Here is a 22,892-nt window from a genome sequence, read left to right as displayed (position 1 = left end):
GCGGTCTTGCAACGCGACCGGTGCCTCAATGGAACACCACGGTGAGGGCGGTGCGTAGCGACGCGGCCGCGACGGCGGTGGCGCGCCGGGAATCCAAGGCCACCAGCACCACTCGATCGCCCTTGCCGCGCGGGCCGTCCGCGCCGGATACCAGCACGACCGTCGCGTCGGAAGCCGGCAGCCGCGCGGGCCGCCCGTCCGCGCCGGATTCCGCACCGGCCACCACGTCCACTCGATCGCCGGCGCGCAGGATGTCGGCAACGGCATTGTCCGCCAAGCGGATCGGGACGATCCGGGCATCCGGCGCATGCGCGGCCACGGCCGCCAGCCGCGGGCCCACTACCCGCAACTCGGTCAGAATCTCGCCCTGCGCGACCGCGCCCGTCAAAGTGGCTCCGCGCAAGGGATCGCCCTCCCGGATCGCTCCGGCGGGCAATGAGGCGGTTTCCCGGGGTGCGCGGCGCAGATCGCCGTCCCCGATCACGTGTCCCGGCCCCAGGTCCCGGGCCGCCACCAGCACCGCCGTATGCCCGCCCGCCGGATCCGCCCGCAGGGCCAGCGCCCCCGCGACCACCACCAGCACCGCCGCGAGCACCCGCCGGATCAGTACGCCGTCCGCCCAGGACGGCCGCGATCCGGCGAGCACCTCGAAACGAGTACGGAGTCGGTCCATGTCGGCAGCCTAGGGCTGACCGCACATGTCCCGACCCCGGAAAAGGCCTGGCTGTGGATAACGAAGAAGCTGTGGATAACCGCGTCGACCTGGGGTTTCCGGGGGCTGTGCCCCGTCTCACCCCGTTCGCGCCGGAGGCGCGGGCGTCAGGCGGCGGAAGTGCTCGAGGTGCTCGGCGCGCTGGACGCGGCGGGCGTGGCCGAGCTGCTGCTCGAAGCCGTGCTGGAGCTGCTCTCCGAGGTGGAGGCTCCGGACTTGGCCGGCTCCGAGGAGGTGGACCCGTTGCGGCTGTCGGTGCGGTAGAAGCCGCTGCCCTTGAAGACGATGCCGACCGAGTTGAAGAGCTTGCGCAGCTTGCCCGAGCATTCGGGGCAGGTGGTCAGTGCGTCATCGGAGAAAGACTGCACGATGTCGAACTTGTTGTCGCACTCGGTGCATGCATACGAGTAAGTAGGCATCGGTAACCCTCCACGCTCTTCGTCGGTTTAGCACTCTACAGCTGGCAGTGCCAACGCTGCCAATCGGGTGTCAATTCCCGGCGCGTTCGCCCAGCCGCTGCCAGCCGCCGAAGGGCGTCAGCGCCCACCCCATTCGGTGGTCGTGCGGCTCCTCCGGCAAATGGTCCACGAGTTCATCGTCCCGCACGATGGCTGTCAATCGCGCATCGGTCCGGCATCCTCCCAGACTCCGGTCGTAATAACCCGCACCGCGCCCCAATCGCACCCCGCGCCGATCGACCGCGAGCGCCGGGATCAGCAGGACCCCGGCCCGTTCGAGGGCATACCGCAACGGTTCCCCATCGGGTTCGCGCAACCCGAACCGCCCGCGCCGCAACCGATCCGGCCCCAGGTATTCGCCCCAGGTCAGCGGCCCCGGCTCCCCGGTCAGCGGCAGCAGCACCCGCGACCCGGTGGCGCGCAACGCATCGAGCATGGCGACCGACCCGGGCTCCCGCCCGACAGGCACATACGCGCACACCCAGGCGACGTCCCCGAGCTTCGTGACCTGCTCGGCCAGCGCCGCCGCCTCCCGCTCGCGGACGTCCTCGGCCAGGGCCTTCCGGCGGGCGAGAATCTCCGCCCGCCATCCCTGTTTGGTCCGCTCGCCGTCCATGCGCTCACCCTAAGGCGGATCCGGGCCAGACGGGGTTTCAGGGGTTTACCCCGGCGCAGGGAGGTGGAGCCGCGAGTTACGAGAGTTGTCTGACACTTATTTGTCCGAGCGCGGTCGGGTGAGCGTGAACTTGTCGACGGCTTTCAGCTCGCTGGTAGGCCCTTCGAGAGCCCAATAGGTGCCGGTAATGGTGGTGTTTCCGCCGGGCTGCCCGGGATCGACGTCGAAAGAGCAGAAGCCGTATGGGTGTTCGGCGTCCTTGAACGCGGACCAGGGCGCGTCCTCCATGACGTAGACCGGCGCTTTCTTCCCGGTGGCCGGATCGACCGGCCCGACCGAGGTCAGCACCCGGCAGTGATTCCCCGGAAAGAACAGCTGATTGGACGGCGCCGAGGTCCCCCCGCCACCGATGACGAGATGCACCGTCCCCTTGCTGGTGTCGACCACATCGGTCCGCGTATCCACCGGATTCGGCGTGAGCGTGGCCGACCCGCCGACCACCCCGCGCACCGGATGCGAACGCTCGTAATGATGTTCGTGCCCGCACAACACCAGATCGACCTGGTATTTGTCGAACAGCGGCAGCCATTCCTGCCGGATGCCGAGATCGGCTCCGTTGAACTTGTCGGCGGAGGAAATGGCGGTCTGGTGCATGAACACCACGATCCAGTCGATCCCCTTGTCGCCGCGCGCCTTGGCCAATTCGCTTTCCAGCCAGCGTTTCTGTGCCCCGCCGGAGTAACCCTTCACGTAGCTGTTGCCGGCGTCCTGGTAGCAGATGTCGTCGTTGGCGACGGCGAGTACGCGTACGCCGCCGACGGTGAAGCCGTACCAGAGGCCCTTGGCGAAGTCCTCGCTGCCGGAGTCGGGCACGGTGAAATACGTTTGGAAGGCCTGATATCCGGTGGGCCCGTTGCCGAGTTCGTTCTCGTGATTGCCGGGTGCGGGCATCCAGGGCCGGTAGCGGGCCGAGCGAGAGTTGTTGGCCCACCAGTCGTTCCAGGTGCGTACGCGGTCGGTGGACAGGTTGGCGTAGCAGAGATCGCCGTTGACCAGGTTGAACAGCGGCGCGAGGGATTCGACGGCGGCGGTGACGTCGCCGGCGTATTGCGAGCCGAGATTGTCGTTGAGGGCCTGCCCGTTCACCATTTTGCCGAGGGTGGGGGTGCCCTGGTCGCCGAAGCTGGTGAACCGGAATTTGGCGCGCCCGCCGGGTGCGGTGCGGATGGTGCCGAGTTCCGGTGGGGCGCCGTCGTGCCCGGCGGCGTACACGTAGTCGGTGTCGGCGCTCAGGCCGGTGAGGCGGGCGTGGTGGACCTGAATCTCGGTGCCGGACTTGGCGTCCCGGTAGGTGCGGGTCTCGGCCTGCGCGGTCTTGCCGAAGCCGTCGGTGGCGGTGCCGTAGCGCACGACGGGCTTGGTGACGGATCCGACGGTGTGCCAGGTGACGACCACTTCGCTGGTGGGGTCGGCCCCGAATTGCAGGTGCACGCCCGAAACCCGCGGCGCCGCAGCCCGATCCGCCATGGTGACGAGTTCCGTGGAGCGGGGCCAGGCCGCGGCGCCGGAGGAGGTGCTGCCGCGCAGTGCGACCGCGCCGCCCGCGCCGACGGCGAGCCCGGCGAGCGCGGTGGCGGCGGACACACCGAACAGTCCACGCCGGCTCACGCCACTTTTCTCGGGTGCCGGGGTAGCGGGGGCCGGATCGTTGCTGTGGGAATCCTCACGGTCGCTCATAGCCCCAGCTAAGCGCCGTCAGGTGCTGCGAGCGCCACGACACGGCGAACTCCAGTTGAACAACCACGGGGGCGTGACGGGCGTCATTGCCGGTAAAAGGTTTGCGCGCGAGCGTGTCGGGAAACGACCCCACAGTGTTGTGTAGTTGTGCAGGCACAGCGCGGTGCCGCGTTTTCCGTTAGCTGACGGTATTCAGCTCACCCGGTCTTCCTTGGGTTTCAGGGGTTTAGCCCTGAGTGGATCGAGAGTTGCCTTTAGGCTCTCGTGGATATCGGGGCGGTCGTGCGGGCCGCTCTCGTGCAATAGACGGATGGATAGGGTGAATTCATGACAGCAAATGGCGTGGGAGCCGAATCGTGCTTCCGCACCGCGGTCGTGCCCGCGGCGGGACTCGGTACGAGATTCCTGCCGGCGACCAAGACGGTGCCCAAGGAGCTGCTGCCGGTCGTGGACACCCCCGGTATCGAGTTGGTGGCCGCCGAGGCCGCCGATTCGGGCGCCACTCGGCTGGTGATCGTGACCTCGCCCGGAAAAGACGGTGTGGTCGCGCATTTCGTCGAGGATCTGGTGCTGGAGGGCACGCTGGCGGAACGCGGCAAATTCCATCTGCTGGAGAAGGTGCGCAAGGCGCCGGCTCTGCTGGATGTGACGTCGGTGGTGCAGGACGAGCCGCTGGGTCTGGGTCATGCGGTGGCGCAGGCGGAATCGGCGCTGGATCCGGACGAGCACGCGGTCGCGGTGCTGTTGCCGGACGATCTGGTGCTGCCCAGCGGTGTGCTGTCGGTGATGGCGAAGGTGCGTGAGACCTACGGCGGTTCGGTGCTGTGCGCCATCGATGTGCCGAAGGATCAGGTGAGCGCGTACGGCGTGTTCGATGTCGAGGTGGAGCCGGGCGCGTCCGCGGATGTGCTGAAGGTCAACGGCATGGTGGAGAAGCCGGCGCTGGCCGATGCGCCGTCCACCTACGCGGCTGCGGGCCGATACCTGCTGGACCGCGCCATCTTCGACGCGCTGCGCCGGATCACCCCGGGCGCGGGTGGTGAGCTGCAGTTGACCGATGCCATCGCGCTGCTGATCACGGAGGGTCACCCGGTCCACGTGGTGGTACATCGTGGGTCGCGCCACGATCTCGGTAACCCGGGCGGCTATCTTCGTGCTGCGGTCGATTTCGCTTTGGAACGAGAGGAATACGGCCCCGCCCTGCGCGAGTGGCTCGAGCAGCGGCTCGGGCCAGGCTGGCGGTTTGGTTTGACTGAGCCGCAGCTCACCTCGTACGAGTGACGGATCAGCCCGCACCGTAGGTGAGTACTGCGCGAGACCAGGGAAGGGCTGAATGCGCTCGGTTGAGGATCAGCAGATCAAGGTGACCGCTGCGGCAGTGGCGCCGCGGCCGGTTCGGGTCGCGATTTCGGAGGCCCAGGGACTGCTGTGCGCCGAGGATGTCGTCACCGAGCGGCCGTTGCCGGGTTTCGACCAGGCGGCGATCGACGGTTATGCCGTCCGCAGCGTGGACGTTTCGGGTGCGGGCGCCGACATCCGCGACGAAGAAGGTAATGCGGTCGACCTGAGCCTGCCGGTGGTGGGCGAGGTGGCGGCCGGGTCCCGGCAGCCGATTCGCTTGCAGCCCAGGCAAACCGTGCGGGTGGACACGGGCGCCCCGTTGCCGACGCTCGCGGATGCGGTGCTGCCGCTGGAGTACACGGACGGCGGCCGGGCGCGGGTGAAGGTGTTCGAGCCGGTGCGTTCCGGCGATTACGTGCGCCGCATCGGCGACGATGTGCAGCCGGGTGATCTGGCGGTGCGGGCGGGCACGATCATCGGCCCCGCGCAGGTGGGCCTGCTGGCGGCGGTGGGCCGGGACAAGGTGCTGGTGCATCCGCGGCCGCGATTGTCGGTGCTGTCGGTGGGCGGTGAGCTGGTCGATATCGATCGCACGCCGGGTCCGGGTCAGGTGTACGACGTGAACTCCTACTCGCTGGCCGCGGCCGCGCGGGATGCGGGCGCGGATGTGAACCGGGTCGGCATCGTGAGCGCGGATCCGAAGCGTCTGCGGGATGTGGTGGAGGGGCAGCTGGTTCGCTCCGAGGTCGTGGTGATCGCGGGTGCGGTGGGCGGCTGGGCGTCCGAGCAGGTGCGGGAGGCGCTGGAGGGTCTCGGCGAGCTGGAGATCACCCGGGTCGGCATGCATCCGGGTTCGGTGCAGGGTTTCGGCCTGCTGGGCCGGGACGAGGTGCCGACGTTCCTGTTGCCGTCGAATCCGGTTGGCGCCCTGGTGGTTTTCGAGGTGATGGTGCGGCCGTTGATCCGGATCGCGCTGGGCCGGCGGCATCCCATGCGGCGCATGGTGCGGGCGCGCACGATCCTGCCGATCGCGTCGATTCCGGGGCGTCGCGGTTATCTGCGCGCGCAGCTCATGCGGGACGAGCAGACCGGTGACTATCTGGTGCAGCCGCTGGGCGGGCCCAATGGTTCTTCTTCGCATCTGCTGGCGACCATGGCGGAGGCCAACAGTCTCATCGTGATCGATCCGGATGTCACCGAGGTGCGTACGGGTGACGAGGTGCGGGTCGCCTTCCTTGCACAGCGCGGGTGAGGCGTGGACATGAATGTCTTCCGGGCCGCTCAGCATCCGGGCTGGCCCGCGCATCTGGGTCCGGTGCGGGTCGCCGCGGGCACGGTGACGTTGCGGCCGATCCGGTTGCGGGACGCGTCGGCGTGGAGCCGGATTCGCACCCGGGACCGGGATTATCTGGAGAAGTGGGAGCCGACCGGGCGGGGGTCGTGGGAGGCGCGTAATCACGCCGGGAACTGGCCGTCGCTGTGGTCGTCGCTGAAGGCGGAGGCGCGGCGGGGCGCGATGATTCCGCTGGTGATCGAGGTGGACGGGACGTTCAGCGGTCAGCTCACGGTGGGCAATATCGTGCGGGGCGCGCTGCGTTCGGCCTGGATCGGCTACTGGGTGTCGAAGGAGCTGAGCGGTCAGGGGGTGGCGACCGCGGCGCTGGCGCTGGGCCTGGATCACTGCTTCACCGAGGTGGGGTTGCATCGGGTGGAGGCCACGGTGCGGCCGGAAAACCTTGCGAGTCAAGCGGTTCTGCGCAATGTGGGGTTCCGTGAGGAGGGTCTGCTGCAGCGCTATCTGGATGTGGATGGTGCGTGGCGGGACCACTTGCTGGTGGCGATGACGGTGGAAGAGGTCTCGGGGACGGTGGTGGATCGCCTGATTCGTGCAGGTCGCGCTGCCAAAGCCTGATAACTGGCTGTGTACTGGCGTACTGGGCGTTCGTTACGGGAATTGTGTGACTACTGTGGCGGGTGAGGTCGGCGCGCCTTCGGGGGATTCCTGTGGTGTGGAATTAGCCTACGGACGTCGGTGGTGCGTCCATAGCATCGTCGAGCCAGTGGGATGTTCACGGTTGAAAGCCCGTGAGCAGAACATATGGTCGACGAGCCGGCATGAAGGGAACTGAGCCGGGTCGGGATGGAGGTGTGAGTGCGATGCCGAATTCGATCTTGTGGATCGGCCTGGTCGTGCTCTGGGTCTTCGTGCTCTTTCCGATGCTCGCCAACCGGCACCCGCGGATCCGTCAGCACACGGACGCCGCGCTGGCCACCCGGGTACTGCACCGCGGAGATGCCGAGCGACGCAAGAAGGGTCCGGCCTCCGGACACGACACCGACCCGGACTACGTACCGGTTCGCAGGAAGCATCACCACAGCGATGATCCGGAGGATCGGATGACCAGATCGGACGACAGCACCACAGCTGGATCGGACGACGAGGATTTCGACACCACCGCCACCACCACCGAAGTGCCCGAACCCGAGACCGTTTCGGCCCACAATGATGCGGTGGATGATGCCGCCGGCGAATCCGAGCGTGAGACAGCGGAATCCGAGACCGATCCCGCACCTGCCATGGCCGACAACAGCACCGCGGACGACCCCGTCGACGAGACGGAAGCGGACGAGGAGCCCCTGGCCGCGACCGCCGCACCGCGGCGCAAGCGACCCGAGCCCCCGGTGCGCGCGCGGGTTCCGGCCCTGCGCGAGCCGGAACCCGAACCCGAATCACCGTCCGATGATGAGGATTTCGTGCCCTCCCGCCGCGGCCGCGGCGGCTACGACCCCGAGGCCGACGCGGTCGCCCGCAAAGCCCGTTACTCCTTCCGGCAGCGCGCCGTCCTGGGCGGCATCCTCAGCACCCTGATCCTCGCCGGCGCCGGCTTCGCCATCGCCTCGATCCTCTGGTGGCTGTGCGCGCTCTCCGGCACGGTGCTGGTCGCCTACCTGGCTTACCTACGCCGGCAGGTGCGGTTGGAGGAGGACATCCGCCGCCGCCGCATCGCTCGTCACCAGCGTTCCCACGAGGAGTCGGACGAGGATGCGGATTCGAGCGAGGACGACCGTCCCCGTCCGGATCTGGTGGAGACGAGAACGCAACTCCGCCGTGCCGTTCTGGTGGAACCCGATGACGAGGACCCGATGTTCGAGCATCTGGAGCTCTTCGATGCGGCCACCGCCCGCGCCACCCGGCAGCGGGTCGCGGGGACCAGGGATCGTCGCGCTGTAGGCGAATAACGGTCATCTGACAGGAATGTGACGGGCGCCCTGGCGAAAGCCAAGGCGCCCGTTCCGTTTACCGCTCGGCACGAAGAAGGGGCCCGGCGGCTGCCGGGCCCCCTGCTTCGTGGAGTGATCGATCAGGCGATGCGGGTGGGGATCTGGTTCTCGATGAGTTCCGCGAGAGTGCGGAGTTTGGCGGCGAATTCGCGGGCCGCGACGGGATCGTCGGTGGAGCCCTTGACGACTCGCTGCGTCAGCGCCGTCAGCCGGGATTCCGCCGTGGTGAACAGATCCGCGGCGCGCGGATTGTCCTCGGGCAGATCGCCGCGCAGCCAGGCCTGTAGCCGGGCCACCGCTTCGGTCTCGTCGTAGGCGGCGGGCAGCACCGCGATCGCCTCCCGCAGCTTGCCCGCGGTGACCTTCACATCGGCGGCGAGGGTGGTGTACACGGTGACTGCCGCCTCCTCCCCGTGCGCCGCGGCGACGGGGAGGAGTTCGCGGATCTGGCCTTCGTTGATCGACGAGGCGAAGGGATGCAGCCGGGCGGCGAGCGGCCAGGCGCGGATCAGCTTGTGCGCGTAGGACCGCTGCATGTCCCACCGCTTCTCCACGTAGTCGTCGAAGGTGGCGTGGTCGGCCCGGTAGAGGCGGCCGTCGCGCACGATCTGCAGGGCCCGTCCCGCCGTCCAGAACGCGACACGCAGCGCGTCGACGGCGGATTCGCACAGATCCAGCTGTTCCTGCTCACGGGGACTCAGCGGCCCTTCGCCGCCCGCCGTCGGCAGCGGCATACCCAGCACCACCGCCGCCGTATCGAGTTGCGGGACTTCCATCTTCGCGGGAGGGGCGTCGATCGGTTCCGGGGCGGGCGCCGGTGGGTCCGGTTCCTCGGTGGCGGCGCCGTGCCATTCGGCGTCGCGGAGCGGGGAGACCGGGGGCGTGTGCTCGGCGTCGTCGGCGAGCGGGTTGCGGGGGAGGGGGTTGCTCCCGCCGATGGAGCCTTTGCGGCGCTGGGGTGGCATCAGGCCGGCACCTCCAGCGGAATCCGCGGGGCGAGTGCGGCGTCCAGGTAGGGCTGGATGAGTTCCTCGCCGACCTGGCGGTATTCGCCGAGGTCTTCGAGGGGGTTCTCGGCGCCGTCGCCGACTTCGCCGTCGGCGGCTTCCCGGTACCACTTCCAGGCGCTGACGTAGGCCTCGAAGACGTCGTAGCCGGCGTCTTCGAGATTGCCCCGCTGGGAACGGTATTCGGTGGAGACATTGACGCCGTTCTTCATGGTGACCGGCACCTTGGTCATGAGTACGCGGACGCGGATGGCCTTGTCGCTCTCGGCGGCGGCTTCCTCGGCGGCGCGGTAGGTACTGGGGACGCGTTTGACCTCGGAGGGGCTGACGCTGGTGACGAGCAGCAGTTCGTCGCTGCTGGGCACCGCGGCCTTGAAGATGTCGGCGGATTCGCCGCCGGCGTCGACGATGATGACGTCGTATTTCCCGGCGTTGTCGGTGATGCAGTCGTTCACGTGCCGGGAGGGGAAGGCGATGAGTTCGAAGGGCACGGTGACGTTCGCCTTGAGCAGCCGCCGGTACCAGGAGTAGCCGGTCTGGCTGAGCGGGTCGGCGTCGATGACGAGTACTCGAAGGTCGTGCACGGTGGTGAAATACGAGGCGAGGAAGAAGGCGGACGTCGTCTTGCCGACTCCGCCTTTGAGATTCCCCAGCGTGACGACCAGTGGTTCGGGAAGATTTGCCGACGCAACAGATTTGGTCATGGACATCCTCCGTTGATTGGGGAGGGCACTTTCACTGCCGCCCAGTCTCACATGCGGGGCGAAAATCGCCTGTGTCCAATTGGACACAGTCGCGGATGTTTACAATTCCGTTATGAATAACACGCATGTCATTCCTTGCGCCACAGCCTGATCGGGCGAACTATGCATTCTTGGATCTGCTGGCAATACCGAAATGTTCGAGTGTGATGGACGGAAACCGGATAGCTTTCACGGCTTGATCGGAGGACGACCGCAACATGGATAGCATCGGTGATAGACAGAAGGTCAGGCTCTTCTCCCGCGTGAATTGGCGGGCGGTGACCACGGGCGTGCTGGGTGCAGCCGCCGTCGGCGCGGCCCTGCTCTTCACCGCAGGTGAGGCCCATGCCGCCCCGGTGAGTGTGCCCGGCATCGGAGAATTCGACATTCCCAACGAGATCGCGGCGCAGCTCGGAATTCCGGTGGTTACACCGGGCTCCGCGCCAGCGGAAAATGTCACTGCCGCGCCTGCGGAAAATCTCACTGCTGTGCCCGCGGATGATTCCGCCGCGGCTTCCACGGCGGTGGCGGAATTCGAATTCCATCCCGTGACGATTCCCGGCGCGGAGGTCATGCCTTCGGTGAATCGGGAAGCGATTCCGGTCACCGCGCACGGCACCGTTCCGGCGCAGGCGGCTTCCCCCGATACGGCTCCGGCGGGTGTCCTCCCGGAATCGCGGTCGGTGACGATCGCCGGTCTCGGTAGTTTCGCGATCCCCGCGGGATTGCCGACGCTGACCGGAATTCCGGGCGTGATCGACAGCGCCGCACTACCCGAGGTGCTGCCGACGGCCACGCCGAAGAAGTCCGCCGGCGCGCGGGCACTGGAGGCGGCCGAGTCTCAGCTCGGCGCGGCGTACCGGTCGGGTGGCACGAACCCGGACGGGTTCGACTGCTCGGGTCTGGTGCAGTGGTCCTACGCCCAGGCGGGTGTCGAGGTGCCGCGCACGAGCTACTCGCAGCTGGCCGCCGGCACCGAGGTGCCGCTGGACGAATTGCAGCCCGGCGATCTGGTGTCGTTCTACGGCGGCGGGCACTCGGCGCTGTACGCCGGTGACGGCAAGGTGATTCACGCGTCGACCTACGGCACGGGCGTCACGGTCTCCTCGATGGACCGCATGCCGGTGACGGGTGCACGCCGCTTCTGATTCCCGCTCGAAGCGTCACGGCCAGCCGACAGCTCCTGTGCGCGACCGGAAGTCGGGATAGGAGATGCCGCCGGTGCCGGACCACAACTGCTGGGCCATGATCGGCAGCCGCTCCCGGACGGGGGCCACGATCTGCTCCGGCGACAAGGCATTCGGATCATCGCACCAGAGGAACAGCATGGAACCGCGCAACAGGGAACGCTCGGCCTCGGGCAGTCGCTGCCCGTCGACGAAGAGCCCCGGATCCCAGGCCCACAAGAGTTCGGGCGGTGCGTTCAGGGCCGCCGACGGACCGCCGGTGGTGAAGTACGTGGGTGTGAAGGCCGCGTTGAGCAGCGGATGGCCGGCCGCGGCGAAGTCCGCCGGGGTGCGACCGCCGGGCAGCCAGGGCAGCCCGCCCGCACTGGCGGACCAGTACCCCACCACGAGTTCGGGTTTCGGGCTCAGCACGCCGGGATGGTCGAACCCGTCGTTCCAGACCCGCGGTGTCTTGCCGAAGGATTCGACGATGTCCGCGGCCCAGTTGGCGAAGCCGATGATGACGTCGCCGGGCGCCGCCCCGGGTCCGTAGGTGCGCACGGCATAGTCGGCCAGTTGCGGATATCGGGAGTAGTCGGAGACGTATTCGTCGCATCCGATATGCCAGTAGCGGCCGGGGAACTGTGGCAGGAACTCGTGCAGGATGTCGCTGATCAGCCGGTAGGCAGCGGGATCGGTGAGATCGATCTTGCCGCCGTTGCTGCCGCCGACCAGATCGGCCTGGACGGCATCCAGGGGTGTGGTGCGCTCGGGCCGCAGGACCAGGTCCGGATGCTGCGCGAGGATGGCGTTCATATGGCCCGGCATATCGATCTCGGGAATGATCTCGACGCCGTAGGACCGTGCGTAGTCCAGGATTTCGCGCAGATCCGCGGCGCTGTAGTGCTGCGGTGAGGTGATCTCCGGGTGGGTGCGGCTCTCCAGCCGGAAGCCCTGCACGTCGGAGAGATGCAGCTGCACCAGGTTCATGCGCAGGTAGGCGGCATCGCGAATGCGTGCCTCGACCCAGTCGACGGGGAGGAACTCGCGGCCGGTGTCGAGCATGAGCCCGCGTTCGGAGTAGTCGGGCCAGTCGTCGGCGGTGCCTGCGGGCAGGGTGGTGCGCTGCCGCAGCCATTGCAGGACGGTCTGGGTGCCGTGCAGGATTCCGGCGGTGTCGTGTGCGGTGATGGTGAGCCGGTCGCCGCTGGTGATGCGGTACGACTCGGAAGGCGCGGGGGCCGCGGCGTTTTCCTCGAGCACGATGTCCCCGGCGGCCGCCGCATCGGAGGTCACGCTGACCGGCCGGCCCGCCCGGGTGAGGTCCTCGGCCAGGAGTGCCGCGGGTTCCCGCAGTGCGCCGCCGGCGACGATCCGGGCGCCGTCCCGCAGCGCGAACTCGCCGTCCCCGCCCGGTTGCCACTGTTTGATGCTCGGGACGGATACCGGAAGTTGTTGTGCTGCAACAGGATTCGCCTCCGCGACCGGTGCGGACAAGAAGGCGCAAGCCAGGGCGGCCGTGAGGCACCCCGTGATGGTCCCGGCTGAGTTCACCCGGTCAACGTACCCAATTCAACATTCGGACCAGTACGTTCCGGCGTGGAATGTCACCGTTCAACCGATCCGCGTGGTGCGGTACTCGCCCGGGGTCTGGCCGGTCTCGGCCCGGAAGGCGCGATAGAACTGGCGATCCGTGGTGAACCCGCATTCCACCGCGATGGCCGCGATGGAGCGGGTGCGCCCGGTGGTCAGCAGCCGCCGGGCATGCGCGATTCTCATGCGGCGCAGGAGCGCGCCGACACCTCCGTCGGTTTCCATGAGCCGATAGAGGGTGCTGCGCGAGATGGCGCAGGACCGCGCGACCCGTTCCACGGTGAGCGTGGGGTCGGTGAAGTTGTGATTCAGGAAGGTGAGCACCCGTTCTCGCGCGTGCAGCGAGGCGATGCCGTCCAGGCCGTGCTTGCCGGAGGCCAGGCTGAGCACGGTGGCGAGCAGGTCGACGGCGTGCACGGTGAGTGCGGCGGCGTCGATCGGATGCTCGTGCTGGATGGCGGCGATGGCCCGGAAGAACTGTGCCACAACGGCAGCCGCGCCGTTCTCGGCGAGTACCAGGGGCGTGCGGGACAGTCGGTGGAAGCTGTCCTCGTCGAGTCCGCTGCGTTCCCGGAGCATGTCACGATCGACCTGCATGATGACCGGTTCGGCGCTGTTGTCGTGGATGACGACCCTCGAGGCGGCGATGGTGATGGTCGCGGACATGTCCCCTCGGGCTCGGGAATCGGCTTGCCGGGGCGAAGGTCTCGCCCTCGTCGGGCTGACCACCCCTCGAACGAGACCTTCGCACCGCATCGGCGGAGAGCGTGTGTCCACCCAGTGCCGACTCCAACAACGGTAGCGACCGTTTCGCCGGTGCGCGGCCAACTCGTGGCTATTGCAGCGAATTGTCAGACATCTGAGACTTCGTGTCATAACAAATGGTGCATTTGCGTGATTTGCACGCGAAAGACCCTGTCTTGACCGGGGTTTGGCGCGGAATCGGCCGAATCCGCCCGCTGCGCCGGGGCAACGGACGGGCGCAACGCTCAGCAAACCAGCAAATCGCCAGCATAATTTCTGTGGGTGGCGCGCACGATGTCCGCGCCGCGGGTTGTCCCGCCGGCCTATCCGCCGCGCCGCCCCTCCGTCCGGGCCGGCACCGGCTCGCTGAGCAGTCCGACCAGCATGGCAATGATGTTGTCCTGCACCTGGATTCGATCGTCCTCAGCCTGGAACTCGGTGCGCTCGTAGTCGGCGAGCAGTGCGAACATGACGGTGCTCATGGACCGCAGCCGGTAGCGGCGCAGCGCGGCGGACAGCTCCGGCATGGCCCGGTACAACCGCGTGATCAGGATCCGGGTGGTGTGCCAGCGCTGCTCGTGCAGATCGGGCCCGGTGACGGCGGGATGCGCCCGCGCCTGCTCCAGGAACCTGGCGTAATGCGTGGATCCCTCGGTATAGGGCACATCGAACATGGGGCGCACCAGGATTCCGATCAGCGCCGCCACACTGTCCGGCCGGCCGCTCGCCTCGTGCTCGGCGAGCAGGGCGGTGCGCTGCGATTCCAGGGCGGGCTGATGGCGTTCGAGAATGGCGGCGATGAGCCCGTCGCGAGATCCGAAGTGGTAGTGCACGGCCGAGTTGTTGCGCTGCCCGGCGGCCACCGCGATATCCCGGAGGGCCACGTCCGGGCCGCGCTCGGCGATGGCGCGCTCGCCGGCGAGCAGGATGAGTTCCCGGGCATCAGGGCTGGTCACCGGGTCACTATAGTTCGCGCCCGGACCGGTCGTTCGAATGATGGCGAACGCTACGTTGCGTTCACATTCTTGGAAATCGGCGAACGCATTCGAGGCAGTAATATTTCCAGGTGAATCCGTAATTCTTCCGTGCAACGACTGTGCAGCCTAATGCAATTGCGCAGGTGGTGTGTTGCAATAAGTGGGCCGGTTGCGAATCCACGCCCACACCGTGACGACCTCGCGGCCCCGCCGCGAACGAGGGAGATGCGCCTGATGCCGGGAGGAAGACTCACGCCGGATGATCGGCGGTTCATAGCCTCGGGTCTGGCCCGGGGGCTCGGGTACGCGGAGATCGCCCGGCAGCTGGGGCGTCCCACCTCCACGGTGAGCCGGGAGGTCACCCGCAACGGCGGGCCGGGACGCTATCGCGCCGATCTCGCCCAGGCGGCCACCGCGGTGCGCTCCCGCCGCCGCCAGACCCGGCCCAAGCGCATCGAAAGGCCCTCCGGCGCCGACGAATACGGCCGTACCCCGCAGCAGGTCGCCGAGTTCGGCGCGCATTTCGCGGACCTCCTCACCCAGACCGGCCTGCCCCGCATGGCCGCCGCCGTCCTGGCCCACCTCTACGCCGCCGACTCCGGCAGCGTCACCGCCGCCGAACTCGTTGCCCGCCTGCGGGTCAGCCCCGCCACCGTCTCCGCGGCCGTCGCCACCCTGGAGAGCCGCGAACTCATCCGCCGCGGCCGCGAACCCGGCACCCGCCGCGACCGCTACTTCATCGACGAATTCGCCTGGTACCGAGCCACTCTGGCGACCGCCCACGCCAATGAGATACTGGCCGCACGTGCCCGGGACGCCGCGGACTCCCTGGGCCCCGCCACACCCGCCGGTACCCGGCTCCTCGGGATGAGCGAATACCTCGACAAGGTGGGCCTCGATCTGGTCCGCTCGGCCGAGCGCTGGAAGCTGCAACTCGCCTCCTCCTGACCCACAGGTCCACGCCGACCGGCGCTTTCGCGTCGGTCGGCGTCCTCGTCTTCTAATAAGAGTATTTACATACATCCCGTATGTATGTAAGAGTGTTCTCGCATCACCGATACAGGGGAGACACGATGGCAATCAGCACATCACTCGGCCACGCACACGAGGTGGATCTGCCCGGCGGCCGCATCAGGTACTACGAATCGGGGGAGGGTTCGCCGGTCGTGTTCCTGCACGGCCTGCTCGTCAACGCGGATCTGTGGCGAAAGGTGGTGCCCGGCATAGCCGCCGCCGGCTATCGCTGCATCGCACCCGACCTGCCGCTCGGATCCCACGAAATCCCGGTCCCCACCGCCGATCTGACGCCCACCGGCGTGGCCGACCTCATCGCGGCCTTCCTGGACCGCCTCGATCTCGAGGACGTCACCCTCGTCGCCAATGACACCGGTGGCGCGATCACCCAGGTGTTGCTGGCACGCAATCGCGCTCGCATCGGCCGCGTGGTGCTGACCTCCTGCGACTCCTACGCCGACTTCCTGCCCAAGCCCTTGTCGGTGCTGCCCGTGCTGGCGAAGGTGCCCGGCATCGTGCGCCCGATCGTCGACGCCATGCGGATTCGCGCGCTGCAGCGTTCGCCCCTCGGTTTCGGCCTGGTCGCCAAGCATCCGATCCCGCCGCAGATCGCGGACTCGTATCTGCTGCCCACCCGGCATTCCGGCGCCATCCGCAAGGACCTGCGCCGGGTCCTGCTCACCCTGAAGCGGGAGTACACGCTGGAGGCGGCGAAGCATTTCGCGGAGATCGAGCTGCCGATCCATATCGTCTGGGCCGCCGAGGACCAGATCTTCGCGCTCGACAATGCGCGCCGGCTGACCGCGGACCTCCCGAATGCCACGCTGCGGCTCATCGACGATTCCTACGCCTTCCTCTCCGAGGATCAGCCCGAGTTGCTCACCAGCGCGATCCTGGAGTTCACTCGGCTGCATGCCACGCCGTAGCCAGGAGGATCGTTCGCGCAGCACCCGGACCGCGCTCGAGGACGCCGGACGCCGGCTGTTCACCGAGCGCGGTTTCGCCGGTACCTCGGCCGAGGATCTGGTCGCCGCCGCCGGGGTGACCCGCGGCGCGTTGCATCATCATTACGCCGACAAGCGCGGTCTCTTCCTGGCGGTGCTGGAGCAGATCGAGACCGAGATCACCACGGAGATCGAAAATGCCATTGCGACAGTGGATCCCGAGGAACTGCTGACGGTGATGGCGGTGGGTCTGAATGTCTTCATGGAGATCTGCCGCCGCCCCGACGTGCTGCGCATCATGCTGACGGATGCGCCCGCGGTGCTCGGCTGGAGTGCCTGGCGTGAATTCGAGACCGCGCACAGCCTCGGTCTCATCACCGCGCAGCTGGAAAGTGTCCGGGCCGCCGGTTTGATCCCGGATGTCGCAATTCCGGTGCTGGCGCAATTATTGATCAGCGCGATCAGCGAGGCCGCGCTCATCGTCGCGCACGCCGAGGATCCGGAAGCCGCCGGGGCCGAGGCTCAGCAGGCCCTGCTGGTGCTCGTCGGGGGCATGCTGAAGTCCTGAGCAGGCCGTTTCAGAGCGCGGAGGCGCCGGGCGGACTGCCCCGGAACGGATGGGCCGGAGCGATTCCCGGAAATCTGTGGTGGAGGCGATCGACGTAACGCCGCACCGCGGAGAGTTCGGCGCCGATCGTCTGCCGGGCTTCGGGGGTGGGCGCGGTCTGCAACCGCCGGGTCAGCTTGACGACATGTTTTTCCAACTCATCCAGGAAGATGCGAGCCTGGGCTAACTCTGGATCATCATCGGCGGCGGGATTGTCGAATCCCCTGTACTGCATATCGCGGAAGTATTCCACGCACACGTCAATCCCGTGTCGCAATTGGATTGCGTCCAGCCGTAATTCGCCGATCGCAGGAATGCGTGCGCCGCATTGAATACTGCGGTCCCGGGCCCGCGCGGTCCACCGCCTGCGCGCACCCCCTGCGCGGATCGAGTAGCCTCGCCAATCGAGCAAGCTCCGACCCTCGACAGGAAAGCGCATGGCAATCACCTATCTGGAATCGATCGTCGTCGGGGCACTGCAAGGGGTGAGCGAGCTGTTCCCCGTGTCCAGTCTCGGTCACAGCATCCTGCTGCCCGCCTGGATCGGCGGGCAGTGGGGCAAGGACCTCGACATGTCCGCCAAGGACTCGCCCTACCTGGCGCTGCTGGTGGCGATGCACGTCGCCACCGCGCTCGCGCTGGTCATCTTCTTCTGGCGGGACTGGGTGCGCATTCTGCGCGGCCTCTGGGAGGTCGTGACCACCCGTGAGATCCGCACGCCCGAAGCGCGATTGGGGGTGCTGCTGGTCCTCGCCACGATTCCGGTCGGCCTGGCCGGTCTGGTGCTCGAGAAGGTGGTCCGCAACTATCTGGGGACTCCGATCCCGACCTCGATCTTCCTGGCGCTCAACGGTTTCGTGCTCTTGTCGGCCGAACTGCTGCGCAATCGCGAGGAGAAGCGGGAATTCGTGCGCACGCCGTCCGGGCGCGCCGCCGACCTCTCCGCGCAGGACACCGTGGTGCTGCCCGTCGTCGACTTCGACTACGACCGCGCCTCGGATGTGCGGCTGTCGCGGCTGAGCATCAAGGACGCGTTGATCATCGGATCCGCTCAGATCGCAGCGCTCTTCCCGGGTATCAGTCGCTCCGGCAGCACCATCGTGGCAGGCCTGTTCAAGGGCATGAAGCACGAGGACTCCGCGCGCTTCGCCTTCCTGCTCGCCACCCCGGTCATCCTCGCGGCCGGCGTGCTCAAGACGCCCGAGCTGCTGAAGCCGGAGAACCACGACATCCTCGGTCCCGCGCTCGCCGGATCCGTGGCGGCGGGCGTGCTGGCCTACATCTCGGTCCGGTTCCTGGTGAAGTACTTCGAGACCAAGACGCTGACGCCGTTCGCCATCTACTGCCTGGTGGCCGGAATCGGCAGCCTCGCCTTCTTCACGATCAAGGGCTGAAGTTCAACGAACGAGAGCGGCTCCCGGCGTAGATCGCCGGGAGCCGCTCTCGTTTCGTATGGGGGGCTAGGCGCCGATGGGCTTGCCGAAGAACGACGCCAGGGTCTCACCCAGCGTGTCCCCGAGTGTCTGCAGCTCACCGGGGGTGCCGAGCATGGACGGCACATCCTGGGTGGAGCAACCCTGTTGCGCCGGAACCCCGTTCAGCCGATCGAACAGCCACATGAGACCGGCCGGCCCGCCGACGACCTCGGCGGCCACATGCTCGCTGGCCCAGTCGCGGGTGTAGGTGACCTGCGCGTCCGGATCCTGGCAGTAGGTGTCGACCAGCTGATTCGTGGACGGCAGCGGCAGGATCTCGTCCCAGCGCGAATGCCAGATGAACAGCGGCATATCCGGATTGGTCTTACCCAGCCGGGTGTCGTCGAGCATGGCCTGCACCGCCGGTTCCTGTAGCGGATTCGGCGAGTTGATCATTCCGGTGATGTTCAGGAACGGCAGCAGGGCGGACTGATATTGCACGCACAGCGGCCCCTTGACCGTGCGCAGGAACTGCCCGAGCGGATTGAGTTTCTGATCGAGCAGCGCACTGAAGTCCGGGTACTCGCGAGCCAGGCCCAGCACCGCGCCCAGCACCAGTCCCGATGTGGCCTGGTTGTTGGCCATCAGCAGGGCCGCGCCCAGATCCGCGCCGACGCCGCCCATGGCCGCGCCGACGATATTCAGTTCCGGCGCATAGGTTTTGTGCAGTTCCGCGGCATGCCCGGTGGGAATGGAACCACCCGAGTATCCGTACATGGCGACCGGTGCGCCCGCGCCCACCCCGAGCGGCGCGAAGCCGGTCGCGGCGCGGATGCCGTCCAGGGTGATGCGGCCGCCCAGCGGACCCGCGGCGTACGCCGAGTTCGGTCCCTCGTGATCGGGGATCACGACGGCGTAGCCCTTCTGCAGGGCGGCCTGGGCGAACAGGAATTCGGCGGGCGCGACGATCTGACCGACCAGCGCCGAGGCCGAGAACTGTTGCACCGCATAGGAAGGACTGCAGTAGCCTGCGGTCGAATCCTCGGCGATCTGCACCGACAGCAGCTTGCGCGGGGCCGGCGAGGTGCCTCGCGGTTTCAGCAGCGTCGCGACCGCCGGAACGGCTTCGTCGCGGCCGTTGTTGGACCGGAACGACACCTGCCACGCGTCCACGTTCAGTGGAATCAACCCGAAGTTGGCGACATTCACCTGCCGGGCCGCGATGATGCCGCCGGGGGCGGTATTCGCCACCACGTCCGCGGGCGGGTTGTAGAAGCCCGGATCCAGTTCCGGTGGCAGCGGCAGTATCGACGCCGGTTGGATTGCCGGAGCGGCGGGCGGCTCGGGCTCCGCCCCGGCGGGGGCGGCCAGCGCGAGCGCGGCTGTCAGTGCACTGATCGACAGTGCGGTCAGCCGCAGCGCGCGGCCGTAGAAACGCCTGGTCCTCATCGACCTCATCCTCTGATCCCCATCTGAGACTCAGTGGTCTCAGTATTGCGGGGCTCACTATGCCACGAGTGTGACCCGGCTCGCAATCAGCTCCGGCGCAGGATCTCCAGATACAGGCGAGTGGCCACGGCCTCGGGGTCCTCGGTCAGCGGATCCGTGTACGTCCGCGCACCCGGCAGGTCCGCCGCATAGCTGCGCGCCGCCTGCGCCAGCACACCCATCAACCCTGAGGAGCGCTGAATCGCGACCTTGGGTGCCCACGCGAGGTGACCGGCGCCCGCGGGCAATTGCGCCTCGCAAGCCATGCGCAATGCGAGCTTGTCCACGCTCCGGCCGTCGTGTTCACCGAAAAGTGCCGGGGGCGCGAAGGTTTCGGCCAGCCGCCACCAGCGGACGGTCTGGAAGGGCTGCACCATGCGATCCGCGAATTCCTCCAGCAGGGCCGGATAGAAGTGCGTCACCAGTCGTTCCCGGCGGAAATTCACGGCCGCCTCGGACCGGACCAGTTCATCGAGTTCTGTTCGGGCGGCCTCGGATTCGAGCGGGGCGGTGAGCGTGCACCCGCCCGCCAGAATCACATCGGCGCCGCCACCGGTGAGAATCGCGCCGACCTCGCCGATCTCCTCGAGCACCCGCCGCGCGGCGAGCATCGGTATCGCCGCCGTCACTTCCCACAATTCGGCGGTGCCGAGCCGGGGCACGGCCGCCCGGGCCAGCCCGACCACCTCGTCCAGGGAGAGCCGGACAATGGTGTGCGGCAACCCCAATGCGGCCGCCGCCGCGGTGGCATTCACCGCATCGGACTGCCCGTCGGTGATGACTGTGATGGCATGCGGCCGATACCCGAGCCGCACCGCCACCGCCGCGATATGAATGGAATCCACACCGCCGGAAAGCAAGATGACCGGCGTCCGCCCGAAATGCTCGAGCACCGCGCCCAACCGGGCACGCGATTCCGCGGTGATCAGTTCCGCGACCACCCCTGGATCGCGCACGGTCCGCAACTCGGGCTGGGCTGTCTCCAGATCGTCGATCAGATCGGCGACGAACTCGATCGGTTCATGGGTCGGTAATTCACTGCGTTCTCCCACACGGCGAGCCTACTGACCGGTCCCTCCACACCATCACCTCCGAGGCAGCCCTCGGGTCTCCCGCCCTGTGCCGTTCGGCTGTACTGCTACTGCCCCTGCTCGCCACCGGCCGTGGCGGCCGGAGCCGCGGGCGGAACCGCATCCACGACATCGGGGCTGCTGAAGACCGGACGGCTCATTGCGGCCTCGCCGGAGGCGGGAGTGGCAATGGGTGCGTCGCTGTGACTGAACAGATTCGGCGACGGCAAATACTCGTTCATTCCCATATCCTGCTCCTGACTTACGGTGACAGCGAATCGACTCGGCGAGCGGCGAGCACCAGGATGGTCACACCGAGGGCGCCGAAGACGACATTACCGAGCAAGTCGATGCCCGGATCCCCACCGTCCTCCGGCTGTAGCGGAAAAGCGGCCCAGATGTAAGTAAGAGTAGCCCCGGCCGCCAGCGCGAAACGCTGCCGCTGCCCCCAACCTTGCTGCCGCGACCATCGGGAGACGAATATTGTTGCCGCCGCGGCGATCACGAACCAGGCCGCGACACCCACCCACTCGTACCAACTCGCCGTCACCAGGACGGACGGACCCCAGTACGCGCTCGTCGCCACCAGCGCGGCCACACCGACCGGTACCGGCCCGGGCGCCCGGCCAGCCACGGCAGGCAACCGAATCGAGCGGACGGCGAAGGCGAGCACGATCAACGCGATGATCGCGATCCCGGCCTCGAGGAACTGAACGGGTGTGGCCATGAAGTGCCCATCGGTGTAGTTGCCCCAGCACACCAGGGCCGCACCGAGCACGTACACGACCGCCGTCACCGTCAGTCCGATCGGCCCGAGCCACGGCGTGTTCCGGCGGCTGCCCGCGAACGTCTCCATGATCGCGATCGGGACGCAGATGCTCCAGACCGTGTGCAAGGCCAGAACCGATTGCACCAGAGCGATATTCGTCCCGAGGAACGGCACGAAAGACGGGGTGTGCAGCAGATCGTGCCCGGCATACGAGGGATTCCACAGCAGCTGATCGACCGGGCCCTCCTCGATCAGCGCGTACGCCGCGGCCAGCAGCAGCATGGTCGGCCAGCCGCCGCTGCGCCGGCCGATCTCGCGCACCAGCACCGCGCCGCCGCCGTACAGCGGCGCCAGCAGCAGGCCGAGCGCCAGATGGTCGATCGTGATGTTGCCGAGCAGGAATTCGCCGATGAACGGGGCCAGCAGGAACAAACCCAGGGCGGGCCAAGGGGATCGGGTAGTGGTGGGAGCTTCTCGGATGAGGGCCATCTCGTCCTCTTTCGGCGATAAGCAATGCGAATGCATCGTAAATAGCGCCGAGATGGGATGTCAATGCGATCGCATTGCAAACCGTGCGTAGCTAGCGGCCGAAGGTTCGTTCGAGGTGGTAGTCCATGATCGCGCGGGCATCCGGCGCCGCGGTCTGGCCACAGGCGACCTCGATGGTCAGGCTGTTGGCCAGCGACCACAGCACATGCGCCTCGCGCTCCGGATCCAGTCGCGCGGGCGTGCGATGCTCGGCCTGGGCGACCCGGACGGCATCCGCGGTCAGCTCCCGCAACTGCACATCGTCCTCGAAGAGCAGCTGCGCGATCTCGGCGTCGTCGAGCGCGCGGCCCAGATAGGCGATGGACACCCGGATCGCTTGCAGCGTGTCCTCGTCATCCCCGAACAACTCCGCGAGCGCGGCCCGCAGGATATCCTCGTGCCCCACCAAAGTACTTGCGGCAAGCCGCTTCTCGATCCGCGTATCCATCCGGTGCAAGGCGAGCCGCAACCCGTACAGCAGCATCTCGTCCTTGGTGCGGAAGTAATGCTGCACCCGCCCCATGGACACACCGGCCTCGTTCGCGACCTCGCGCAGGCTCACCGATTCCAGCCCCGCGCGCGCCGCCAGTCGCCACACCGCCTCGGCGATGGCGGCCTTCTGCCGCTCCTGTTGCTCCGGATCGACCTTGCGCGGCATGGCCGCACCCTACCTCACCGATG

Annotated in this window: 24 protein-coding genes; 9 read left to right on the top strand and 15 right to left on the bottom strand. The window is 67.6% G+C overall.

The window, feature by feature from the left end:
* Positions 1 to 25 precede the first annotated feature (25 nt).
* The 4 genes from ACH438_RS02755 to ACH438_RS02740 all read right to left on the bottom strand — a co-directional run bounded on the left by ACH438_RS02755 (position 26) and on the right by ACH438_RS02740 (position 3,523).
* A complete protein-coding gene (locus ACH438_RS02755; protein ID WP_397000403.1) occupies positions 26 to 673 on the bottom strand; it encodes an SAF domain-containing protein in 648 nt (215 codons plus the stop codon).
* A gap of 146 nt (positions 674 to 819) precedes the next feature.
* The gene (locus ACH438_RS02750) at positions 820 to 1,131 is read right to left on the bottom strand and encodes an FmdB family zinc ribbon protein (protein WP_397000401.1); all 312 of its coding nucleotides are present in this window, start codon (positions 1,129 to 1,131) and stop codon (positions 820 to 822) included.
* A gap of 70 nt (positions 1,132 to 1,201) precedes the next feature.
* Positions 1,202 to 1,786, bottom strand: coding sequence for a 5-formyltetrahydrofolate cyclo-ligase (locus tag ACH438_RS02745; RefSeq protein WP_397000399.1), 585 nt, complete (start codon positions 1,784 to 1,786; stop codon positions 1,202 to 1,204).
* Between the two features lie 96 nt (positions 1,787 to 1,882).
* A complete protein-coding gene (locus ACH438_RS02740) occupies positions 1,883 to 3,523 on the bottom strand; it encodes a purple acid phosphatase family protein (RefSeq protein WP_397000397.1) in 1,641 nt (546 codons plus the stop codon).
* 327 nt (positions 3,524 to 3,850) lie between these two features.
* On the opposite strand from ACH438_RS02740, the gene ACH438_RS02735 reads away from it, so the two are divergent.
* From ACH438_RS02735 to glpR, 4 genes are all read left to right on the top strand, one after another.
* On the top strand, positions 3,851 to 4,804 hold the full coding sequence (locus tag ACH438_RS02735; RefSeq protein ID WP_397000395.1) for a UTP--glucose-1-phosphate uridylyltransferase: 954 nt from the start codon (positions 3,851 to 3,853) through the stop codon (positions 4,802 to 4,804).
* Between the two features lie 52 nt (positions 4,805 to 4,856).
* Positions 4,857 to 6,116, top strand: a complete 1,260-nt coding sequence (gene glp, locus ACH438_RS02730; protein WP_397000393.1) for a gephyrin-like molybdotransferase Glp — start codon at positions 4,857 to 4,859, stop codon at positions 6,114 to 6,116.
* A gap of 9 nt (positions 6,117 to 6,125) precedes the next feature.
* A complete protein-coding gene (locus tag ACH438_RS02725; protein ID WP_397000391.1) occupies positions 6,126 to 6,776 on the top strand; it encodes a GNAT family N-acetyltransferase in 651 nt (216 codons plus the stop codon).
* A 245-nt stretch (positions 6,777 to 7,021) separates the two neighbouring features.
* Entirely contained in the window at positions 7,022 to 8,104 is a 1,083-nt protein-coding gene (gene glpR, locus ACH438_RS02720; RefSeq protein WP_397000389.1) for a gephyrin-like molybdotransferase receptor GlpR, read from the top strand.
* 122 nt (positions 8,105 to 8,226) lie between these two features.
* Here the strand turns inward: glpR and ACH438_RS02715 are convergent, their stop codons facing one another.
* The gene (locus ACH438_RS02715) at positions 8,227 to 9,111 is read right to left on the bottom strand and encodes a hypothetical protein (RefSeq protein WP_397000387.1); all 885 of its coding nucleotides are present in this window, start codon (positions 9,109 to 9,111) and stop codon (positions 8,227 to 8,229) included.
* The gene (locus ACH438_RS02710; RefSeq protein WP_397000385.1) at positions 9,111 to 9,857 is read right to left on the bottom strand and encodes a ParA family protein; all 747 of its coding nucleotides are present in this window, start codon (positions 9,855 to 9,857) and stop codon (positions 9,111 to 9,113) included. Before ACH438_RS02710 ends, ACH438_RS02715 begins: the two co-directional genes overlap by 1 nt.
* Positions 9,858 to 10,114: 257 nt before the next feature.
* Between ACH438_RS02710 and ACH438_RS02705 the strand changes: the two genes are divergently transcribed.
* A complete protein-coding gene (locus tag ACH438_RS02705) occupies positions 10,115 to 11,044 on the top strand; it encodes a C40 family peptidase (RefSeq protein ID WP_397000383.1) in 930 nt (309 codons plus the stop codon).
* Positions 11,045 to 11,059: 15 nt separating this feature from the next.
* On the opposite strand, the gene ACH438_RS02700 is transcribed toward ACH438_RS02705, so the two are convergent.
* The 3 genes from ACH438_RS02700 to ACH438_RS02690 form a co-directional block, all read right to left on the bottom strand.
* The gene (locus ACH438_RS02700) at positions 11,060 to 12,616 is read right to left on the bottom strand and encodes a family 20 glycosylhydrolase (protein ID WP_397000381.1); all 1,557 of its coding nucleotides are present in this window, start codon (positions 12,614 to 12,616) and stop codon (positions 11,060 to 11,062) included.
* Between the two features lie 60 nt (positions 12,617 to 12,676).
* Positions 12,677 to 13,321, bottom strand: a complete 645-nt coding sequence (locus ACH438_RS02695) for a helix-turn-helix transcriptional regulator (RefSeq protein WP_397000379.1) — start codon at positions 13,319 to 13,321, stop codon at positions 12,677 to 12,679.
* A gap of 401 nt (positions 13,322 to 13,722) precedes the next feature.
* On the bottom strand, positions 13,723 to 14,355 hold the full coding sequence (locus ACH438_RS02690) for a TetR family transcriptional regulator (protein ID WP_397000377.1): 633 nt from the start codon (positions 14,353 to 14,355) through the stop codon (positions 13,723 to 13,725).
* A 255-nt stretch (positions 14,356 to 14,610) separates the two neighbouring features.
* Between ACH438_RS02690 and ACH438_RS02685 the strand changes: the two genes are divergently transcribed.
* From ACH438_RS02685 to ACH438_RS02675, 3 genes are all read left to right on the top strand, one after another.
* The gene (locus tag ACH438_RS02685) at positions 14,611 to 15,324 is read left to right on the top strand and encodes a MarR family transcriptional regulator (protein WP_397000375.1); all 714 of its coding nucleotides are present in this window, start codon (positions 14,611 to 14,613) and stop codon (positions 15,322 to 15,324) included.
* 125 nt (positions 15,325 to 15,449) lie between these two features.
* A complete protein-coding gene (locus ACH438_RS02680; RefSeq protein ID WP_397000373.1) occupies positions 15,450 to 16,316 on the top strand; it encodes an alpha/beta fold hydrolase in 867 nt (288 codons plus the stop codon).
* Positions 16,303 to 16,902, top strand: coding sequence for a TetR/AcrR family transcriptional regulator (locus ACH438_RS02675; protein ID WP_397000371.1), 600 nt, complete (start codon positions 16,303 to 16,305; stop codon positions 16,900 to 16,902). Before ACH438_RS02680 ends, ACH438_RS02675 begins: the two co-directional genes overlap by 14 nt.
* A gap of 10 nt (positions 16,903 to 16,912) precedes the next feature.
* Here ACH438_RS02675 and ACH438_RS02670 read toward each other — a convergent pair whose 3' ends face one another.
* Positions 16,913 to 17,380, bottom strand: a complete 468-nt coding sequence (locus tag ACH438_RS02670; protein ID WP_397000369.1) for a hypothetical protein — start codon at positions 17,378 to 17,380, stop codon at positions 16,913 to 16,915.
* On the opposite strand from ACH438_RS02670, the gene ACH438_RS02665 reads away from it, so the two are divergent.
* Positions 17,379 to 18,335: an undecaprenyl-diphosphate phosphatase gene (locus tag ACH438_RS02665; protein WP_397000367.1), complete on the top strand. Its 957-nt coding sequence runs from the start codon at positions 17,379 to 17,381 to the stop codon at positions 18,333 to 18,335. The genes ACH438_RS02670 and ACH438_RS02665 overlap by 2 nt on opposite strands.
* A 66-nt stretch (positions 18,336 to 18,401) precedes the next feature.
* On the opposite strand, the gene ACH438_RS02660 is transcribed toward ACH438_RS02665, so the two are convergent.
* The 5 genes from ACH438_RS02660 to ACH438_RS02640 all read right to left on the bottom strand — a co-directional run bounded on the left by ACH438_RS02660 (position 18,402) and on the right by ACH438_RS02640 (position 22,869).
* Entirely contained in the window at positions 18,402 to 19,805 is a 1,404-nt protein-coding gene (locus ACH438_RS02660) for a lipase family protein (RefSeq protein ID WP_397000365.1), read from the bottom strand.
* 86 nt (positions 19,806 to 19,891) lie between these two features.
* Positions 19,892 to 20,896, bottom strand: a complete 1,005-nt coding sequence (locus tag ACH438_RS02655; protein ID WP_397000363.1) for an asparagine synthase C-terminal domain-containing protein — start codon at positions 20,894 to 20,896, stop codon at positions 19,892 to 19,894.
* Positions 20,897 to 20,982: 86 nt separating this feature from the next.
* Positions 20,983 to 21,156, bottom strand: coding sequence for a hypothetical protein (locus ACH438_RS02650; RefSeq protein WP_397000361.1), 174 nt, complete (start codon positions 21,154 to 21,156; stop codon positions 20,983 to 20,985).
* Between the two features lie 20 nt (positions 21,157 to 21,176).
* On the bottom strand, positions 21,177 to 22,172 hold the full coding sequence (locus ACH438_RS02645) for a hypothetical protein (RefSeq protein ID WP_397000359.1): 996 nt from the start codon (positions 22,170 to 22,172) through the stop codon (positions 21,177 to 21,179).
* A gap of 91 nt (positions 22,173 to 22,263) precedes the next feature.
* On the bottom strand, positions 22,264 to 22,869 hold the full coding sequence (locus ACH438_RS02640; RefSeq protein WP_397000357.1) for a TetR/AcrR family transcriptional regulator: 606 nt from the start codon (positions 22,867 to 22,869) through the stop codon (positions 22,264 to 22,266).
* Positions 22,870 to 22,892 lie beyond the last annotated feature (23 nt).

The sequence above is a fragment of the Nocardia sp. NPDC020380 genome (genome assembly GCF_044386975.1).
GTDB lineage: Bacteria > Actinomycetota > Actinomycetes > Mycobacteriales > Mycobacteriaceae > Nocardia.
Note: the sequence above shows the minus strand (reverse complement) of the source record. Positions and strands in the feature narration are given on the sequence as shown.

Bases quoted from the DNA above. Each gene is read 5' to 3' on its own strand.
- ACH438_RS02755 (WP_397000403.1), bottom strand. From the start codon at position 673: ATGGACCGACTCCGTACTCGTTTCGAGGTGCTCGCCGGATCGCGGCCG.
- ACH438_RS02750 (WP_397000401.1), bottom strand. From the start codon at position 1,131: ATGCCTACTTACTCGTATGCATGCACCGAGTGCGACAACAAGTTCGAC.
- ACH438_RS02745 (WP_397000399.1), bottom strand. From the start codon at position 1,786: ATGGACGGCGAGCGGACCAAACAGGGATGGCGGGCGGAGATTCTCGCC.
- ACH438_RS02740 (WP_397000397.1), bottom strand. From the start codon at position 3,523: ATGAGCGACCGTGAGGATTCCCACAGCAACGATCCGGCCCCCGCTACC.
- ACH438_RS02735 (WP_397000395.1), top strand. From the start codon at position 3,851: ATGACAGCAAATGGCGTGGGAGCCGAATCGTGCTTCCGCACCGCGGTC.
- glp (WP_397000393.1), top strand. From the start codon at position 4,857: ATGCGCTCGGTTGAGGATCAGCAGATCAAGGTGACCGCTGCGGCAGTG.
- ACH438_RS02725 (WP_397000391.1), top strand. From the start codon at position 6,126: ATGAATGTCTTCCGGGCCGCTCAGCATCCGGGCTGGCCCGCGCATCTG.
- glpR (WP_397000389.1), top strand. From the start codon at position 7,022: ATGCCGAATTCGATCTTGTGGATCGGCCTGGTCGTGCTCTGGGTCTTC.
- ACH438_RS02715 (WP_397000387.1), bottom strand. From the start codon at position 9,111: ATGCCACCCCAGCGCCGCAAAGGCTCCATCGGCGGGAGCAACCCCCTC.
- ACH438_RS02710 (WP_397000385.1), bottom strand. From the start codon at position 9,857: ATGACCAAATCTGTTGCGTCGGCAAATCTTCCCGAACCACTGGTCGTC.
- ACH438_RS02705 (WP_397000383.1), top strand. From the start codon at position 10,115: ATGGATAGCATCGGTGATAGACAGAAGGTCAGGCTCTTCTCCCGCGTG.
- ACH438_RS02695 (WP_397000379.1), bottom strand. From the start codon at position 13,321: ATGTCCGCGACCATCACCATCGCCGCCTCGAGGGTCGTCATCCACGAC.
- ACH438_RS02685 (WP_397000375.1), top strand. From the start codon at position 14,611: ATGCCGGGAGGAAGACTCACGCCGGATGATCGGCGGTTCATAGCCTCG.
- ACH438_RS02680 (WP_397000373.1), top strand. From the start codon at position 15,450: ATGGCAATCAGCACATCACTCGGCCACGCACACGAGGTGGATCTGCCC.
- ACH438_RS02675 (WP_397000371.1), top strand. From the start codon at position 16,303: ATGCCACGCCGTAGCCAGGAGGATCGTTCGCGCAGCACCCGGACCGCG.
- ACH438_RS02665 (WP_397000367.1), top strand. From the start codon at position 17,379: ATGGCAATCACCTATCTGGAATCGATCGTCGTCGGGGCACTGCAAGGG.
- ACH438_RS02670 (WP_397000369.1), bottom strand. From the start codon at position 17,380: ATGCGCTTTCCTGTCGAGGGTCGGAGCTTGCTCGATTGGCGAGGCTAC.
- ACH438_RS02660 (WP_397000365.1), bottom strand. From the start codon at position 19,805: ATGAGGACCAGGCGTTTCTACGGCCGCGCGCTGCGGCTGACCGCACTG.
- ACH438_RS02650 (WP_397000361.1), bottom strand. From the start codon at position 21,156: ATGAACGAGTATTTGCCGTCGCCGAATCTGTTCAGTCACAGCGACGCA.
- ACH438_RS02645 (WP_397000359.1), bottom strand. From the start codon at position 22,172: ATGGCCCTCATCCGAGAAGCTCCCACCACTACCCGATCCCCTTGGCCC.
- ACH438_RS02640 (WP_397000357.1), bottom strand. From the start codon at position 22,869: ATGCCGCGCAAGGTCGATCCGGAGCAACAGGAGCGGCAGAAGGCCGCC.